Here is a 17,323-nt window from a genome sequence, read left to right as displayed (position 1 = left end):
AAAAAATAAAATCTTAATTCTGGCACGCGTTGCAAAAATAAGTGCTACGGCCATTTTGTCGTATAAGTGTTATGATATTATTGCAAATCTTGCAAGGTTTTTGAACTTTACCATATACGTAAAAGTTATTTTGAAAGTATCCAGCAGATCCAGATGGCTGTGCATAATCTTTCAGTGTTGAACCACCTGCAGCAATTGCATCACTCAGAGTATTTTTTATTTCAGCAGCAAGTTTTTCGCACTCTCTATAGGTCAAGTTTTTTGCTGACCTGAGTGGTGATATACGGGCTCTAAACAAGCTCTCAGAAGCATATATGTTGCCTACGCCAACTATTGATTTATTGTCCATTAACGCTGATTTGATATTCACTTTTTTGTTTTTCAGCAACTCCTGTAAATAGTCTCCACTGAATTCATCCGTGAGGGGCTCTATTCCAAAATCGCTAAAAAAATCCGTTTCTTGTTCTTTATTTAAAACGATAACTAATCCAAATCTTCTTGGGTCATTAAAAATTATTGAAGTATTGTCAGAAAATAAAAATACCACGTGATCATGCTTATTCCGCATTTGATCGTGGTCAGCATATATAAGCTTTCCGCTCATGCCAAGATGTATGATTACAGCCACACTACCATCTGTATTCCAGATGGTATACTTACCTCTACGCTTGATGTTGCGTATGACTTTGCCCTTTAGCATATCATCAATATTTTTTGTTATTGGGGCACGTAAATTCCAATTATTCACTATAACATTACTGATTTGCTTGTTTTTAATTTTATCAAGCAAAAAATTAGAGATTACTTCCACTTCCGGTAGTTCTGGCATGATACCTCCTTCAAAACTTAAGTTTCTGATGGTAATTTTGTCGTTCTCAAATACATTCGAGTATTCTGCGGTGCTTTCTCCTAAAAATTCCTCACCACAAACGAGTTTTGAAAGGGTTCTCTGTCTACTCTGTTGCTGCTTTTTTCTTTTCAAAATATTTTGCTTTAAAGCTTTCGCTAATCTTTTTTTCTCCTCTTCTTTTTCCTTATTCTTTTTTGTGTTATTCATTATCATAATATATAAACTTGCCGTTGTAGCTCAGGTGGTAGAGTACGTCATTGGTAATGACGAGGTCCCAAGTTCGAGTCTTGGTAACGGCACACTGATTATACTTATAATATTGCATAACTTGTAAGCAAGGCTTAGAAGAAAGTTACAGAGGTAAGTTGTCATGCTTTTTCCATATCCTTTCTACCTTCTTGTTTTTGAGTAGCTCTAATGCTTTACAAAAGTGATACCTTGTTTTACTTGGCACTATAATGTCATCAATGTATCCATATGATGCAGCAAAAAATGGGTTAGCAAATTTTTCTTTATATTCTTTAATTAACGTTTGCTGATCTTTTTCGTGTCGAAATATAATCTCAACTGCACTTTCAGGGCCCATCACAGCTATTTCAGCAGTTGGCCAGGCATAATTTATATCACCTTTTAGATGTTTCGAATTCATAACAATGTATGCACCACCATACGCTTTTCTAGTGATAAGGCTAATTTTCGGCACGGTCGCTTCAGCGTAAGCGTAAAGCAGTTTCGCTCCGTGTTGTATTATATTATTGTATTCTTGATTTGTACCCGGCAAAAATCCTGGAACATCAATAAGTGTGATGATCGGAATGTTAAATGCGTCACAAAACCTTACAAACCTCGCAGCTTTTCTTGAAGAATCAATATCCAAACATCCTGCAAGGTGCATAGGTTGATTTGCAACAATACCGACAGTATTTCCTCCAATTCTACCAAAACCAGTTATGATATTACGAGCAAAATCAGGTTTCAGTTCAAAGAAATTCCTTTCATCACAAACTTTTTCAATGAGTTCATACATATCATAAGGAGTATTAGGATTGCTAGGAATCAGAGTATTTAAAGATTCATCAATATCATTAACTGAATCACAGGTTGATTTAGGTTTCGGTGATTCTTGATTATTTGCTGGTAAGAAAGTAAAGAATTCACGCATTTTTAGCAGCATTTCAACATCATTATTGAATGCAAAATCCGCTACTCCTGTTTTGCTTGTATGAATTTTTGCTCCACCGAGGTCTTCGAAACTTACATCTTCGTAGGTAACCTTTTTTACTACATCTGGCCCGGTTATAAACATATATGAACTGTTTTTCACCATGAAAGTAAAGTCAGTTAATGCTGGGGAATAAACTGCACCTCCTGCACATGGGCCCATAATTAAAGAAATTTGTGGTATAACACCCGATGCATTTACGTTTCTTTGAAAAATTTCTCCATAACCAGCAAGAGAATTTACTCCTTCCTGAATTCTGGCTCCACCAGAATCATTTAGTCCGATAATTGGAACTCTGGCATTAATTGCCATATCCATAATTTTGCATATTTTTTTTGCATGTGACGCACCAAGTGAACCACCAAAGACAGTAAAATCCTGAGAATAAACAAAAACTTTTCTGCCATAAATAGTACCATGACCAATCACTACCCCATCACCTAAAAAATTAGCATTTTGCATGCCAAAATCATTTGCATGATGTTTTACGAATTTATCGTATTCTGCAAAAGAACTTTCATCGAGCAATATACTGAGCCTTTCTCTAGCAGTTAATTTCCCTTTTTCATGTTGTTTGGTAATCCTGTCAGAACCGCCTCCTTTTTCAGCTTCTAGTGCTTTGGTTTTTAGATTTTCTAGTATTTTAAAGTCTTGCATACAATAAAGTAGTTTTCAAATTAGTTGTAGACTTTATTAAGTTTACAAACCCTACTAACTATACACATACACTATTGCTATATGCAACAATGTATGTATGATAATTGTTAATGCTCTGGTGATTCATGGTCATACCAATTCTCATTGTTGTCCAGTCAAATAGGAAACATTGCAGAGTTGTTTAATTGTGGAGCTGGCAAGAGAAGTAATAAATTTGCACAAAGCACCCTCAAGTAGAGCAATTGTATCGTATATTTTATTGCGCAAAATGTTCTGTTTTATATATAACCAAAGCCTCTCAACAGGATTTAGCTCAGGTGAGTATGGAGGTAGGTATATAATGTCGATATTTTTAGGTACCTTTAAATTTTTTGACCTATGCCAACTAGCACAGTCCATAACGAGAAAAGCCTCTCGTGTTTCTAGATATTGCGAAATTTGCTCAAGAAATATGTTCATGCAATCAGTGTTGACATTTGGTGCAAATAAGCTAGAACTCTCTCCATTTCTAGGATTAACTGCACTATAGAGATAGAAATTTTGCCTACCTAATTTTGTTTTAACCTGTGTTCTAATCCCCTTTTTAAACCACCCATGTCCAACTTTTGAATGTGTGCCAAACCGTGATTCATCAAAGAAAAATAGCTCTTTTTCTGGATACTTGCTAATAGCTCAATTGAGATTTTTTTTTGAATTCCTCTTGTTTGCTTTTATCTTGTCCATTATGAACTGGTCTTGGTGTAATATATGAGAATTTCATCTTTTGCATATGGCGGTGTACTGTAGATTTGCTGATATTTAATCCGAACTTTTCCTGGATTCTTATTCTCATTTCTTTAATGGTGATATTAGGATTTTCTTCTATCCACTCTTCAATTTGCTGTAGTTGAGCCTGATTTAATTTAGTTTTTCTACGACGTTGTGAAGGAGCAAACAGTTTTTCTTCTCTGCCAATTTTCAAGAGTTTTACCCACGAAGTTAGTGCGCTTCTTGAAATGCAATATATTTTTGCTACAGCCGTTATACTGTACTTTTTTGCTGCAATTACAGCATTTAGTTTTTTTGAAACATATGCATTATTCCTTACTTTCTTCAGCATTTCTTTTGCTGATTCTACTACTTTTTCATCCAATAATTTTGATCTTAATGCCATTTAAACCTCGCTATTTTACTTACTTCAGTATGGCTTTTCTTCCATCATTGTCCATCTGTTTGCCCTGTAATGGGAATTGGTATTAGTTAATTTGTAGGTGTAATGTGGCTAGAAATGTTTTGAATGAAAATGAGTACCACGCTTTAAAGCAGTTGTTTTTAACATTTAATATTCAAAAGGAGGATGTGGTAAATTCTGACATTAAGAATATTAAGAAAAAGCTTAGTCAACAATACCGTAAATTATCGTTAAAATATCACTCAGATAAAAACCCAAACAATAAAGAAGCGGAGGAGAAATTTAAGGTTATTGCATTAAATAAGCCATTTTTTGAAGAATTTATAATAGAGCCATTGGAGAAAGGTCTCAATAAAAGAAATAATTTAATAAAAGAATTACGCGGTAAGTTGTGGAGTCGCAGTTATGAAGAATTGCAAAAATACTTAGATGATAAGTGCAGAAATAAACTCTATAATAAGCAGCAGTCAATTAACAATAATGTAACTGCTTATGTAAAATATTCTTCTTATTCAAATCTCTTAGGAGTTCTTTTAGTATCCTTCACATCAATTGCATTTTTAATAATTAATGGTATTTCTTCTAATGTACCAATAGCAGTAGGTTTTCTTGCTCCCTTGTTAGCAGGATCTATTTTGAGTCTAGCTGTTAAGAGCATTTATACTAGAAATGGGAAAGAGTTTAATCATCAGACTAATATTTTATTATTGTTTAACTTTGACCAAGAATGCGAAAATTTTTCAAAGAGTGATAGGACTAAATTAAAGTGGCTAAAAAATTCAGTTATTTTGAGCAACACAATCTGTACATCTTTAATGTTTTTCGGTGTGGGATTAGATTTAGTTGCCAACGGCTTTGGTATAACTAACTCTATGATGTTATCCGGCTTATTACTTTCATTACCATTCACGCTTTTAATTGTTACTTCACCTATTTTAAATGCTGCAAGTAATTATATTCTCAAAAAGACAGCTATAAATTCAATTGAGGAGCAATTTAAAGGTGATGATCAGTTTATAGAAGTCGATAACGAAAAGCCAAGCAGTACTATGAGCAATCAAAGTTATTTCCCCATCGGTCAGTTAATATCATCAAAGTTAGCTATTCTCCATAGCGAAGTCTCTAGCTAGGAACAATGAGCCACAGATCAGTATGGTTTTGACGTTTTGGATAGAGGCTTTTAATATGTGATTTGATATTGCATCGCCAATTGACTCACACTCCATTGCTTTTATTCCTATGTTATTGGCTTTTTCCCTAATCAAGTTTGTATTTGTTGCTTTAGGCTCAGATTTAACACAAACCGCACATAATAACTTGATATATGGTTTTAAGTGTTCTAAGAACTCTTCTACATTTCTGTTACGAGTAACACCAAAAATTATACAGACACCTTCAGCAAAGTTATCTCTTACCCACTGAAATAGTACTCTAGCACCATCATTATTGTGCGCACCATCTAAAAATAATTGCCAATCTTTTGGTAGTAAAGAAATTAAATTGCCCTCTTTTATACGCTCCAGTCGTGCAGGCCAATAAGTGCACTGTAAACCTGAAGTGATATCCTCTTCTCCAATATCAAATCCATATTTTCCACTCAAAATGCTACATGCTGCAATAGCATTGCCTGCATTGATTATTTGGTGATCACCCTTTAAAGACGGCAAAGGAAATTCTATTGATTGAATAGCTGATTGGAAAACCATTTTGTTGTTCTTTTTTTTGCAATTCCATTCAAAACCTCCTCTATACAGAGGAGATTTCTTATTTATTGCATGGAATTCTAGTGTATTCATTATAGATTTTTCTTGTGGTACTATTACGCAAGGAACATTAGGTTTCATTATTCCAGCCTTTTCACCTGCTATGGTCTCTACAGTAGGGCCAAGATATTCCGTATGATCAAGTGCAATGGAAGTAATTATTGTTAAAATCGGACTATCTATAACATTTGTTGTATCAAGTCTCCCACCCATACCCACTTCAATTAAAGTTATATCGGCTTTATGACGAGAAAAAGCTAAAAAAGCTGCAATAGTTGCAGCTTCAAACAGAGTGATAGGTTGTTCTGCAATTACGGCACGGCATTCTTCTAACAAGCTATATAATTCATTATCGTCGATATAACTGCCTGCAATAACTATTCTTTCATTAAAATTCACCAAATGTGGAGAAGTGTATGCGTGTACCTTATACCCTGCTGCTTGCATTATATATCTTATAAATGCTAGTGTTGAGCCTTTCCCGTTAGTTCCAGCTATATGAATTACGGGAGGCACTTTTTTCTCGGGATTATCTAGTTTACTTTCCATAAGATGGTACAAGCCTCCACCTTCTAGGTGGAGAAACTTTAGTTTGTCAATGTCATAACTGTACTTTATAAAGTATAGTTATGACGGAATATGACAAAGGAAAACACACTGTATTTTATCATAGGTACCATATAGTCTGGATTACAAAATATCGGTACAGAGTATTAACTAAGGCTATGAAGGAGAGAATACGAACAATCATAGCAGAAGTATCTGAAGAAATGGGGATTAAGATAGAAAACGGAGTAATATCATCAGATCATTTACATTTATTCGTAGTAATACCTCCTCATATAGCTGTGAGTGATTTTGTTCAAAGAGCCAAAGGCAGGTCTTCACGCAAAGTTCAACAAGAATTTCCAGAGCTAAATAAAATGTACTGGGGAAAGCGTTTTTGGGGAAGAGGATACTTTAGTGCTACCAGCGGACATATCACAGATGAAGTCATTAATGAGTACATCAATAAACATACAGATGCACATCAGCCTCATTCTATATCTAGTATAAGATTGGAGTAGCTTTAGCTTCTCATCGCGCTTCCAGCGCTATATCCAACCTTTCGGCTCTCAGCCGATAGTGGTTGAGTAAGAAAGCTTTTTATGCGATCAAGAGAAAAATCATTCGGCCTGCTACCAAGTGGCTTAGGCCAATGAGGCATATATATCATAGATTATTGTTACATTTTAATTCACCTATCACACTTGCTATGCCATGCGTGTCAATCTTCTCACTAAATTGAGAACGTTGATTAATAGCAATACTTATTCCACTCATTACAACATCACTTATCAAGAAAGAACTGTGATTTTTAGTAACTTTAAAATCAATATTTGTAAATTCTTCATCACCGTAAGAGAACCTTGTGCCAATTAAGCAAGTTTCATCGTCAACTGCTTTTGTACTCATTATGATCATTTCACTATTACTCATGTATTTAGATAAAATTTTAACGCACAAACGTGTAAGATACACTTCATACTCTCTTAAGAAATCTTCCCTTTCCTTCTGGGTAGTCAAAACCCCATATTTTCCCATGACAAATCGAGATATTTCTTTGAGGTTAACATTATTCTGAATGACCTCCTGAAGCTTTTCGTGTACATGCTCTAGGTTTTTTCTATTTCCTTTTGTAGATATGCTGTCTACTTGTTGCTTCATAGTATGCACAAAAATTTTGTGATCTGTACAACTAGTGTAAGCTCTTGAAGAAATTACAATAAAAACAATAATGATTAAAACTTTAGTAATATTCATAAGATATACTTAAAATGCAAAGTTTGATAAAGATTAAATAATAATCGCTGACTTTTAATATACCTATAGACATGCCCTGTGTAAATCATCTATAATTCAAGTAGGGGTCTGTGCTATGCGTTATGAGTTAAGTTAAATTTCCCGAGCGATAATTTCTAGAGAAGGGAATTGCCTCTGCTGGTTTCGTTGAAACTAATATGCGATGCCCACCTTAACTTCAGGTCTCAGGAATCTACTAAGGCTGACGGTAGATACGGATCCTTTTTTGATTGGTACTAAATTTATGCTTCATCAATACAGAGAACAAGGTACCTTCCTATGTTCGCCTAATGAAGTATTCCAAATTGTAATTGATGTTGAAAGGTATCCTGATTTTGTTCCTTGGTGCAAAGCCGTTTATATAAAAGAAAAAATTGACAATCAAATGGTTGTGGACCTTCTAGCAGCTTTTCATGGAATTAAAGGAAGATATACATCAGAGGTAACCTTTCTTTCTCCAAGTAGAACAAATGAAGGTTGGATAAAAGCTGTATCATCAAATGGAATATTTAAACATCTATGCAATAAATGGCAATTCATTCCCATAGATGAAAATAAAACTATGGTAAAGTTTTATATAGAGTTTAAGTTTAAGTCCAACTCATTTTCAACCCTATTAAACTCAGTATATAAATATACACAAAGTAAAATAATTGCTGCATTTAAAGATAGGGCTGAAAGCCTTGCTAAACAAAAGTTATCTTGACATTATTAATATAAATGTATAATTTTTTTTAGTAAGTTAAGTGTTTAGATTGTAATGATTTTTAGACTATTGTTTTTATTAATTTTCATAAGTGTTAATTCTTATGCAGTTGTTAAGCAAGATTTATACGATAGCCAATACATTCAAAAAAAACCCAATGAAATAACATCAAATGAGCTATTATCGCCATTACCTGATGATAAATTATTAGGAGATCCAAAAGCACCAATTCTAATGATAGAATATGCTTCATTAACTTGCTATCACTGCTCTCTTTTTCATAGGAATGTTTTTCCTAAAATTAAAGAGAAATATATAGACACAGGTAAGATGTTATATATATTTCGTCATTTTCCTTTGGATTACAGAGGGCTAAAGGCTGCAATGCTAAGTCATTGCTACGAAAAACAAGAAGACTACTTTAATTTTAACAAAGCTGTTTTTAACTCAATAGATTCGTGGAATTACTACAATTTAAGTGATTTGACTTTACTACAAAGAATTGCTGCACTAAGCAACTTAAAGCAAGATGCATTTAACCAATGCATTAATGATAAGAAAATAATGGATAAAATCGTAAATGATAAATCACTGGCAATTAATAAACTTGGTATCACAGCCACTCCAATATTTTTCATCAAGCTTAACGATGATAAATCATATATAGAGCATAATAAAGTTAAACATGGAGGGTATAAAGAGCTGAAATATTTCACTAATGTGATAGATAAATTATATGGAAAAGCTATAGTGAAGTAATACCACTGTAGCTTACCATATAAAAGACTCTATGCTGAGTCATTGTTTTTCACTACTGTTTGTTGTTTTTTACGCTCAAACTCTCTTTTTTTACTGTGCCAAGTGTAGTAATACATAGCGATTTTATTCTCTATTAATACTATTGTCCCATCATAAAACTGAACCATATCCATAACTTTTCTCTGAGCTTCATCAAAACGTTCTTTATACTTTTCACGATAAGCTGGATTATGTAGTAACATAACCCCTTCATTCTTGTTAGATTTTTTGTTTAACGTTTCAACTTCACCAGCAATAGTATAAGACATATAACCCCCTCTAATTGATTATAAAAATTATATTTTAAAAAGAGAAATGCGCATAAACAATCCCTTTAATTCTAGCATAATAATCGACTGTTTATTATACTAGTTAACTATAGTACGATATATAATAATTTTTGTCACTTAAAATTTTATACTATGAAATAATAACTTAAAATAAATGTTTTTATTATTTTAAACTATATTATTATATTTATAAATTGTGTATGAATTAAGTCTCCCTAATTTATAATATATGCGTAATAATTTTAGTATAAAATTGTCATACATAAGAAATCTATTTGCAAAAGAATATAAAAAAATAGAAGAATATTGTATTCTTGAAAAAAAGCAACATATTCAAATTGGCCCTGAAGAAGGAAAGCTATTAAGTTTATTTATAAAAATCCAAAAAATCAAAAGTATTGTTGAGATTGGCACGTTATACGGTTACTCGTCGATTTGCATGGCAAAAGCTCTACTAAAAGACGGTCATATATATACAATAGAAAATAATCCTCAACACTCAAGAATAGCAAAAAAAAATTTTAGTGCTTTTAATCTAAGTGATAAAATTACTCTAATAGAAGGCGATGCACTGGAAAAAATTAATGAATTATCAGCAAAAGCACCATTTGACATGATATTTATTGATGCTGACAAAAGTAGTTATCCTGAGTATTTAGATTGGGCAGAGTCATACATTAAACAAGATGGGCTAATCGTTGCAGATAACACTCTACTGTTTAACACAGTATTTTTAGAATCGCCTCCAAAAGAAGTATCAGAAAAATCATGGCATGCCATGAGGGAGTTTAATAATAGATTATCAGATGAAAAAAAATATTTCTCTATATTGATTCCAACTGATGAAGGAATGACTGTAGCTTTAAAGCTAACATAAGTTAAAAATCAAGGTCAGCATAATGTTTAGGAGGGATTAAACCAGAAATCCTCTCTAATAATATCTCACGAAAACAAGGCTTTGATTTAACAATGGAGTACCATTCTTTTAAAATTTTACTTTTTTCCCATGGAAAACTACTTACATAATCCATTACGGAAATATGCGATGCTAAAGTAATATCAGCTAAAGTGAACTTATCAGTTGCAAGCCAAACGTTCTTGTTAATTAAGTGTTCGATGTATTCCATATGGCAAGGCAGGTTATGCTGAGCTGCATGAAGAAATCTAGAGTCAGGGCTGCGGTTAGTAATTACTTTTTCATTCATAATATACTTAGTAACTTCATTGTAAAATTTGTTATCGAACCAATTGATTAGAGCGCGTATTTTAGACTTAATAATAGTGGATGAACCAAGTAATTTGACGTCGCTATTGTAAGTCTCTTCTATATATTCACAAATGGCATTACTATCCGCTATTACAAAGTTATTATCTATTAACACTGGTACTTGCCCGGTTGGATTGATCTCCATAAATTCATTCCGCTTTTCCCACGGATTTTCATACACTAGATCACAGCCTAATTTTTTTTCTTTTAGAAAAGCTCTAACTTTTCGTGAAAATGGACAAAGAGGAAAATGATATAAAATCATAATGTTCCTCTTTTGGTATACCAATATCCTTTTTTTGTTACTCTATGGCTTGACCTACAACTGTACGAACTTTCTTTGTAGTCGACAGAAGTTTGCGTAGCAGGTGGTGTTATTCCAGTGCTTGACACTGGAATCCAGTTCTTGTTATACAATTGCCTAGTGCGCTCATTTACAGTTAAGTTTTCTGGATCCAAGTAGTCAAGCACTGGGATGACATCCTTTTCGGTAAAAATTGCTCTTATATCACAACATTCATACAGCTGTATGCCTAGGCACTGGGATGACATAAATAAGCGCTGAAATGACATAAATAAACATTGGAGTGACAATCTTGTAGTGACTTGCATGACAGCTAACTTCTCGTTTATTTTAAAGTAATGTTGCAAGAGGTCTAACATATAAATTATAAGACTAATATAGGATATACCTTGCTAAATAAAAAAAAAAGTATAATATTTTATAAGGTATGCAGGCAAAAACTCTGTAATTTGGTCAGATCAGAAATGAAGCAGCCATATCAGAACCTTTTTGGGTTGCATACCTATTTCATTATTTGTTTTATCCGAGGCTATGAATATAGCATTAAAACATCGTCCTAGTAGCTTCAAAGATCTAGTAGGTCAAGATATATTAGTGCGTGTATTAGAAAATGCTTTTATTTTAAACAAAATCCCACAATCTATACTGCTCTCTGGTAGTAGTGGAGTTGGTAAAACCACCACTGCAAGGATAATAGCTTTATGTTTGAATTGTTCCCTGGGGCCAATTTTTGAACCTTGCGGATCATGTGAAAATTGTCTAGCAATAAAAAATTCAAGCCATCCAGATGTAATTGAAATCGATGCGGCAAGTCACACTAGCATTGACGATATTAAAGTAATCCTGGGAGATATTTGCTATTCACCTATAAGCTCTAAATTCAAAGTCTACATTATAGATGAAGTACATATGTTATCCAGCAGTGCATTTAACGCATTACTTAAAACCCTAGAAGAGCCACCATCTAGTGTAAAGTTCATTTTAGCAACTACGGAAATAAAAAAAATACCAATAACTATTATTGCACGTTGTCAAAGATTTGATTTACACAACATTCCTGTAGCTAAAATAGTGGAACGTTTAAATGATGTTGCACAAAAAGAGAGTTATTCCATTGAAAAGGGAGCATTAGAATTAATTGCACGACATTCTGGAAATTCAATGCGTAACGCCTTGTTTTTGATGAATCAAGCAGTGCTATATAGCAAAGATGGTGCAATATCCACTAAAAATGTGACAGACATACTTGGCCTAGTGGATAAAGATATTATATTCGATCTATTAGGAGCAATATTAGATGGTGATTTACAAAAAGCTCTATCAGTGTTTGACAAGGCGATAAAAACAGCAAACCCACTTAGTATTTTTGAAGGTCTATTGCAAACAATTCAGTTAATATGCCGTTTTTTAATTACGAAAGAGATTGATAGTGCAGTTACAGAGCATGAAAAGAATAGGATAAAAGATTTAAGTATAAAGAGATCTTTAATATTTTTTTCGAGATTGTGGAAGGTGTTGCTTAAAGGTATTCAAGATATAAAAACTTCAACATGCAACGATGTTGCTGCTGAAATGATGCTAATTAGTCTTTGCTATCTCTCTGATCTACCTTCTCCAGAACAGGTGATCAAAAAAATTCTTTCACAGAATGTAGAGCAAGGAAATAGACAGGGCAGACCTGTTGCACCTTCCCCCTCTGTCATCCAAGTAGCTGACTACTCGGATCCAAAAAAATATGTGGAAAGTAAACAACAACCCCACTCTGTCATCCGAGTAGCTGACACTGGGATCCATGTGGAAAATAAACAACAAAATTACGATTTTGATAAGATTTTGCAACTATTAAGGCGGAGTAACCAAATTTATCTTTACAAACAACTGTGTAATAATCTACAATTAATAGATTGTAAACCTGGATATTTAAAATTAAAAGCTGTATCTAAGTTGGATAGTAATTTTTGCAATGATTTAAAAAATTACTTAAGCCAGGTGACTCAGCAAGAGTGGGTTATTGCAGTTGATACAGGTTATATAAACAGGGAAGTGAGTAATTTAAATTATGCACCTGCAGTTAAGGATATCCTTGACACGTTTAAAGGTGCAAAAGTAGTTAATATAGAAAATAAGGAGTAAGTTGTGGATTTTAGTCAAATAATGAAACAAGCGCAAGAGATGCAAAAAAAGCTTGCAGAAGCTCAAGAAAAATATGTTGGAAAAGAGTTTCAAGGTATTTCTGGTGGTGGCAAAGTTTCTGTATTAGCGGAAGTCATAAAAATAGGTAGCTATAAAGCTAAAAAGGTGAACATAGACTTAGAACTTATGAGAAATGAGGAAAAAGATATAGTAGAGGATTTAGTAACAGCAGCGTTTAATGATGCCGTTAAAAAAGCAGAAGAAGATATGGCGAATGCAACTTCTGATCTTGCAGGTATGATGGGTTTACCATCTGGGTTTAAACTTCCTTTTTGAATTTACTACTGAAGTTTCTTTTAGTGTAAGTATTTTTTTTCTAATATTCCCAACGCTAGTACTTCTTCATATAATGTACCTATACTAGCATAGCCCTACGTCATACCGTGATTCATTCCACAACTGTACAAACATTGCAATATGGCACGATATCACATAGTAAACGATGTCATTCCAGTGCTTGACACTGGAATCCAGCCTTGCCGTAATCTCATCAAGAACGTTGTGCTTTAACATAAAACGGCTACTTTTATGCTTACCAACTTAATAAAATTCCTGGATCCCAGTGGGCTTTGTTGCATCACACTTTATGAGATGGTGATTTATGGTAAATTCATGTAACTATCTCAAATTTAGCCATACCAATATCAGTGAATTTATTAAGCAAATAGCATTTGATTAGCAGTTCTTTTTCTCGATTTATCTCAGATTTATTCCTAAAACTAAATCCGAATATTTGCTTTAATCTTGAGAAAAACCCTTCAATATAAGATCTTTTCCCATAATTTACTTCTTTTTTCCATTCTTTCATGCCATCTTCACCGTATAATTTTATTAACCTAATAGCAGCATTCCTGTCAGACATATAATCTATTTCTGGATGTTCTGCCGCATTGTTTATTGGTGGAATTTTTGTCTTTATATCATATTTGTTACACAACTTATAAAACTTGTGCCTATCACATGCTCTATCTGCATATAGTGCTTTTATGGCATGCTGAAAATCAACTTCTTTTAGCAAATCACAAGCTCCATAGTGATCAGAGTAGACACCGTTACTGTATTTTACAGCTATGGCTTTTTTGTTGTTTATATTCAACATTACGTGCAATTTTCTCGTTTGCTCATAGCCACGATATTTTCTGTCAGTGCTATTTTCCTTGCTGTGACCAGGAGTGTTGTTGTATATACTAATTCCTGTACTGTCTATAGCAATTTCGATATCTTCCATATTATTTTCTGCAATCATTTATCTTAACATTAAGTTTCTTAAACCTTCTTGATGCTTGTGAATAGCTGATAACTGCCAAATCTCTTCCTATTTGTTGCAAATACCCTTTTATAAACCCGACTGTTTGTCTTAAACCAATTCTAAAGAAACTGACGATTATATGCACCAAAATCACAACTTTATCACTATAAATATAGTTGCCGCCCTGCATTTTTGGACAATTCTCGTACCAATTTTCTATGGCGTCATTGATATAACAAAAAATGCTTCCTCTTTCTTGGAGAAATTTGTTATATTCATGGCAGTTACTGACTCTCATTTTTTGTGGCATATTTTTTCTTCAACAGTTAAATGGCTATTTATAATGAATTTTGTCAGTAACTGCCAGTTCTTTTCACTTGAGCGATGCAACAAAGCCATCCCAGTGTCACGCACTGGGATGACATCATCCTTTTTTTTGGATTCCAGCGTCATGCGCTGGAATGACACCTCTCTTGGGCTCTCTTAGCTATAAATATTAAGGAATTTACCAAACGAAAAAAAAGGCAAAAGAAGCCCCGTGGTTGGCTAATTATACCAATTCTCATTGTTGTCCAGTCAAATAGGAAACATTGCAGAGTTGTTTAATTGTGGAGCTGGCAAGAGAAGTAATAAATTTGCACAAAGCACCCTCAAGTAGAGCAATTGTATCGTATATTTTATTGCGCAAAATGTTCTGTTTTATATATAACCAAAGCCTCTCAACAGGATTTAGCTCAGGTGAGTATGGAGGTAGGTATATAATGTCGATATTTTTAGGTACCTTTAAATTTTTTGACCTATGCCAACTAGCACAGTCCATAACGAGAAAAGCCTCTCGTGTTTCTAGATATTGCGAAATTTGCTCAAGAAATATGTTCATGCAATCAGTGTTGACATTTGGTGCAAATAAGCTAGAACTCTCTCCATTTCTAGGATTAACTGCACTATAGAGATAGAAATTTTGCCTACCTAATTTTGTTTTAACCTGTGTTCTAATCCCCTTTTTAAACCACCCATGTCCAACTTTTGAATGTGTGCCAAACCGTGATTCATCAAAGAAAAATAGCTCTTTTTCTGGATACTTGCTAATAGCTCAATTGAGATTTTTTTTTGAATTCCTCTTGTTTGCTTTTATCTTGTCCATTATGAACTGGTCTTGGTGTAATATATGAGAATTTCATCTTTTGCATATGGCGGTGTACTGTAGATTTGCTGATATTTAATCCGAACTTTTCCTGGATTCTTATTCTCATTTCTTTAATGGTGATATTAGGATTTTCTTCTATCCACTCTTCAATTTGCTGTAGTTGAGCCTGATTTAATTTAGTTTTTCTACGACGTTGTGAAGGAGCAAACAGTTTTTCTTCTCTGCCAATTTTCAAGAGTTTTACCCACGAAGTTAGTGCGCTTCTTGAAATGCAATATATTTTTGCTACAGCCGTTATACTGTACTTTTTTGCTGCAATTACAGCATTTAGTTTTTTTGAAACATATGCATTATTCCTTACTTTCTTCAGCATTTCTTTTGCTGATTCTACTACTTTTTCATCCAATAATTTTGATCTTAATGCCATTTAAACCTCGCTATTTTACTTACTTCAGTATGGCTTTTCTTCCATCATTGTCCATCTGTTTGCCCTGTAATGGGAATTGGTATTACATTATACTTTCAAGTATGGCGTTTTTTTATTCTAAACGCTTAATAACCGCGATTTAGTTGCTTTTAAGCCGCAACTAATCTAAATTATAAACATTAAGAAATTTACTAAACAGAAAAAAAGGCAAAAGAAACCCTAGGGTAGCTAGTTATTCACTATCCATTTTTTAAATCGGCGTTTTTTGATGTTTTAAATGCTTTATAAGCGCATTTCAGCTTATATTAGGTAAAAACCTAGAAATTTTATAAAGACATAAGGTGCACATAGTGCAAAAAATTAAACATGGGACGCCAGATACGTGAGTTTTTTTGTCATTTAATCTGTACAGAGAAGATAAATAAATAGCTTCAGTTTCATGATAAGGGGGCTGGCGGAGTTTGTCAAGGGATTTTTGACGAAATGATTCTGAAAGCAAAGAGCGGGAGAAGGGGTTCGAACCCTCGACCTCAACCTTGGCAAGGTTGCGCTCTACCAACTGAGCTACTCCCGCAATTAAATTAACCTAAATTTACTTAATTATAGGCATATACAGCGATTTGTAAACCCCGTGTACACGAAAAATGTGAGAGCCCATAAATTTGCGTGGTTCCTTCTATGATCTTTTCGTATACTTAAGACTCATTTTTGATTATCATAGGTTTTCAATTGTGCCAAAAAATGTATTAATTTTATGGGAATATTTTTATATAAAGACGACTTGCCAGCTAGTTCAATACCAGATGATATAAGGTCTATAGCTGTTGATACCGAGGCAATGGGGCTACTTCATAGCAGAGATAGATTATGCCTTGTGCAGCTCTCTTTTAATGATGGCAACGCTCACTTAGTTCAACTCAAGAACGATTATACAGCGCCAAATTTGAGAAAAATATTAGAGGATAAAAATATAACTAAAATATTTCACTTCGCGCGATTTGATGTAAGCATAATACGTTATTACTTGGAAACTTGGGCACTTCCGTGCTATTGCACAAAGATAGCTTCACGTTTAGTTCGTACTTACACAGATAATCATAGCTTAAAAGAGTTGTGCTTAGAGCTGCTTGATACCAAACTAAATAAGCAGCAGCAATCTTCTGATTGGGGAGATGAAAATTTAACAGACAAACAAAAAAGTTATGCTGCATCTGATGTTTTGTATCTCCACAGGATAAAGGAAAAGCTAGACTTAATGCTGGAACGTGAAAATAGAAAAGAATTGGCCCAAAAGTGCTTTGAATTTCTTCCTACTCGCATTGAGTTAGACTTAATGGGTTGGGAAAACGTGGATATCTTTAACCACCAGATGTAATAGAAGTTTTTTGTTTGTGCAAAACACTTTAGGGCAATTTTTCAAGCTCTGCGGTAAGAATT

General features: G+C 33.7%; 19 protein-coding genes, 2 tRNA genes, 2 other RNA genes and 2 pseudogenes. 11 read left to right on the top strand and 14 right to left on the bottom strand.

Going from position 1 to position 17,323, the window contains the following annotated elements; translation table 11 throughout:
* Positions 1–13: 13 nt before the first annotated feature.
* Entirely contained in the window at positions 14–829 is an 816-nt protein-coding gene (gene mutM, locus LA754_RS06050; RefSeq protein ID WP_010963068.1) for a bifunctional DNA-formamidopyrimidine glycosylase/DNA-(apurinic or apyrimidinic site) lyase, read from the bottom strand.
* A 247-nt stretch (positions 830–1,076) separates the two neighbouring features.
* On the opposite strand from mutM, the gene LA754_RS06045 reads away from it, so the two are divergent.
* Positions 1,077–1,149, top strand: a tRNA-Thr gene (locus LA754_RS06045).
* 53 nt (positions 1,150–1,202) lie between these two features.
* Here LA754_RS06045 and LA754_RS06040 read toward each other — a convergent pair.
* Together LA754_RS06040 and LA754_RS06035 are read right to left on the bottom strand one after the other, a co-directional pair.
* Positions 1,203–2,729: an acyl-CoA carboxylase subunit beta gene (locus LA754_RS06040; protein ID WP_077188322.1), complete on the bottom strand. Its 1,527-nt coding sequence runs from the start codon at positions 2,727–2,729 to the stop codon at positions 1,203–1,205.
* A 141-nt stretch (positions 2,730–2,870) separates the two neighbouring features.
* A protein-coding gene (locus LA754_RS06035) for an IS630 family transposase (RefSeq protein ID WP_410530061.1) occupies positions 2,871–3,882 on the bottom strand; the annotation gives its coding sequence in 2 pieces (ribosomal slippage) (positions 2,871–3,401 and positions 3,403–3,882; 1,011 coding nt in all).
* 185 nt (positions 3,883–4,067) lie between these two features.
* Between LA754_RS06035 and LA754_RS06030 the strand changes: the two genes are divergently transcribed.
* The gene (locus LA754_RS06030; RefSeq protein ID WP_077188321.1) at positions 4,068–5,030 is read left to right on the top strand and encodes a J domain-containing protein; all 963 of its coding nucleotides are present in this window, start codon (positions 4,068–4,070) and stop codon (positions 5,028–5,030) included.
* Here the strand turns inward: LA754_RS06030 and LA754_RS06025 are convergent.
* Positions 4,998–6,212, bottom strand: a complete 1,215-nt coding sequence (locus LA754_RS06025; protein ID WP_457923633.1) for a bifunctional folylpolyglutamate synthase/dihydrofolate synthase — start codon at positions 6,210–6,212, stop codon at positions 4,998–5,000. The two genes, LA754_RS06030 and LA754_RS06025, sit on opposite strands and share 33 nt — an antisense overlap.
* A gap of 80 nt (positions 6,213–6,292) precedes the next feature.
* On the opposite strand from LA754_RS06025, the gene tnpA reads away from it, so the two are divergent.
* A complete protein-coding gene (gene tnpA, locus LA754_RS06020) occupies positions 6,293–6,730 on the top strand; it encodes an IS200/IS605 family transposase (RefSeq protein WP_006279552.1) in 438 nt (145 codons plus the stop codon).
* A gap of 2 nt (positions 6,731–6,732) precedes the next feature.
* Here the strand turns inward: tnpA and LA754_RS06015 are convergent, their stop codons facing one another.
* On the bottom strand, positions 6,733–6,870 hold the full coding sequence (locus tag LA754_RS06015) for a hypothetical protein (protein WP_457923632.1): 138 nt from the start codon (positions 6,868–6,870) through the stop codon (positions 6,733–6,735).
* A 5-nt stretch (positions 6,871–6,875) separates the two neighbouring features.
* Positions 6,876–7,466 (bottom strand): MlaC/ttg2D family ABC transporter substrate-binding protein, encoded by a 591-nt coding sequence (locus tag LA754_RS06010; protein ID WP_186809128.1) that lies wholly within the window; start codon positions 7,464–7,466, stop codon positions 6,876–6,878.
* Positions 7,467–7,568: 102 nt separating this feature from the next.
* Between LA754_RS06010 and ssrS the strand changes: the two genes are divergently transcribed.
* The 3 genes from ssrS to LA754_RS05995 all read left to right on the top strand — a co-directional run bounded on the left by ssrS (position 7,569) and on the right by LA754_RS05995 (position 8,970).
* Positions 7,569–7,730: non-coding RNA, 6S RNA (gene ssrS, locus LA754_RS06005), on the top strand.
* Between the two features lie 19 nt (positions 7,731–7,749).
* A complete protein-coding gene (locus LA754_RS06000) occupies positions 7,750–8,211 on the top strand; it encodes a type II toxin-antitoxin system RatA family toxin (RefSeq protein ID WP_077188318.1) in 462 nt (153 codons plus the stop codon).
* Positions 8,212–8,265: 54 nt separating this feature from the next.
* Positions 8,266–8,970 (top strand): DsbA family protein, encoded by a 705-nt coding sequence (locus LA754_RS05995; RefSeq protein WP_077188317.1) that lies wholly within the window; start codon positions 8,266–8,268, stop codon positions 8,968–8,970.
* A gap of 29 nt (positions 8,971–8,999) precedes the next feature.
* Here the strand turns inward: LA754_RS05995 and LA754_RS05990 are convergent, their stop codons facing one another.
* The gene (locus LA754_RS05990; RefSeq protein ID WP_006279425.1) at positions 9,000–9,278 is read right to left on the bottom strand and encodes a DUF2671 domain-containing protein; all 279 of its coding nucleotides are present in this window, start codon (positions 9,276–9,278) and stop codon (positions 9,000–9,002) included.
* Positions 9,279–9,528: 250 nt separating this feature from the next.
* Here LA754_RS05990 and LA754_RS05985 point away from each other — a divergent pair, with 250 nt between their 5' ends.
* A complete protein-coding gene (locus LA754_RS05985; protein WP_077188316.1) occupies positions 9,529–10,176 on the top strand; it encodes an O-methyltransferase in 648 nt (215 codons plus the stop codon).
* Position 10,177: 1 nt separating this feature from the next.
* Here LA754_RS05985 and LA754_RS05980 read toward each other — a convergent pair whose 3' ends face one another.
* Together LA754_RS05980 and LA754_RS05975 are read right to left on the bottom strand one after the other, a co-directional pair.
* On the bottom strand, positions 10,178–10,831 hold the full coding sequence (locus tag LA754_RS05980; RefSeq protein ID WP_065094500.1) for a glutathione S-transferase family protein: 654 nt from the start codon (positions 10,829–10,831) through the stop codon (positions 10,178–10,180).
* 92 nt (positions 10,832–10,923) lie between these two features.
* Positions 10,924–11,040: pseudogene (locus tag LA754_RS05975) on the bottom strand (WPE palindromic element domain-containing protein); the annotation flags it as partial.
* Positions 11,041–11,286: 246 nt separating this feature from the next.
* Between LA754_RS05975 and ffs the strand changes: the two are divergent.
* The 3 genes from ffs (at position 11,287) to LA754_RS05960 (ending at position 13,339) form a co-directional block, all read left to right on the top strand.
* An RNA gene (gene ffs / locus LA754_RS05970) (signal recognition particle sRNA small type) lies at positions 11,287–11,386 on the top strand.
* 15 nt (positions 11,387–11,401) lie between these two features.
* Positions 11,402–13,003, top strand: coding sequence for a DNA polymerase III subunit gamma/tau (gene dnaX, locus LA754_RS05965; RefSeq protein WP_077188314.1), 1,602 nt, complete (start codon positions 11,402–11,404; stop codon positions 13,001–13,003).
* Between the two features lie 21 nt (positions 13,004–13,024).
* On the top strand, positions 13,025–13,339 hold the full coding sequence (locus LA754_RS05960; RefSeq protein WP_077190539.1) for a YbaB/EbfC family nucleoid-associated protein: 315 nt from the start codon (positions 13,025–13,027) through the stop codon (positions 13,337–13,339).
* 84 nt (positions 13,340–13,423) lie between these two features.
* Here the strand turns inward: LA754_RS05960 and LA754_RS05955 are convergent, their stop codons facing one another.
* The 5 genes and pseudogenes from LA754_RS05955 to LA754_RS05935 all read right to left on the bottom strand — a co-directional run bounded on the left by LA754_RS05955 (position 13,424) and on the right by LA754_RS05935 (position 16,460).
* Positions 13,424–13,576, bottom strand: a complete 153-nt coding sequence (locus LA754_RS05955) for a hypothetical protein (RefSeq protein WP_182319668.1) — start codon at positions 13,574–13,576, stop codon at positions 13,424–13,426.
* Positions 13,577–13,673: 97 nt separating this feature from the next.
* Positions 13,674–14,622, bottom strand: a pseudogene (locus LA754_RS05950) (IS5 family transposase).
* Positions 14,607–14,765: a hypothetical protein gene (locus tag LA754_RS05945; RefSeq protein WP_236514364.1), complete on the bottom strand. Its 159-nt coding sequence runs from the start codon at positions 14,763–14,765 to the stop codon at positions 14,607–14,609. The pseudogene LA754_RS05950 and the gene LA754_RS05945 overlap by 16 nt, the downstream one beginning before the upstream one ends.
* Before the next feature lie 109 nt (positions 14,766–14,874).
* Positions 14,875–15,886, bottom strand: a protein-coding gene (locus tag LA754_RS05940; protein ID WP_410530061.1) for an IS630 family transposase whose coding sequence is annotated in 2 segments (ribosomal slippage) — positions 14,875–15,405 and positions 15,407–15,886 — 1,011 coding nt in all. Because the reading frame shifts where the segments join, the coding sequence is not laid out codon by codon here.
* 501 nt (positions 15,887–16,387) lie between these two features.
* Positions 16,388–16,460, bottom strand: a tRNA-Gly gene (locus tag LA754_RS05935).
* Positions 16,461–16,640: 180 nt separating this feature from the next.
* Here LA754_RS05935 and LA754_RS05930 point away from each other — a divergent pair.
* Positions 16,641–17,261 carry a ribonuclease D gene (locus tag LA754_RS05930; RefSeq protein WP_077190483.1) on the top strand — a complete coding sequence of 207 codons (621 nt, stop codon included), beginning with the start codon at positions 16,641–16,643 and terminating at the stop codon, positions 17,259–17,261.
* The last annotated feature ends 62 nt before the right edge of the window (positions 17,262–17,323 follow it).

The organism is Wolbachia endosymbiont of Muscidifurax uniraptor, from assembly GCF_054149795.1.
Note: the sequence above shows the minus strand (reverse complement) of the source record. Positions and strands in the feature narration are given on the sequence as shown.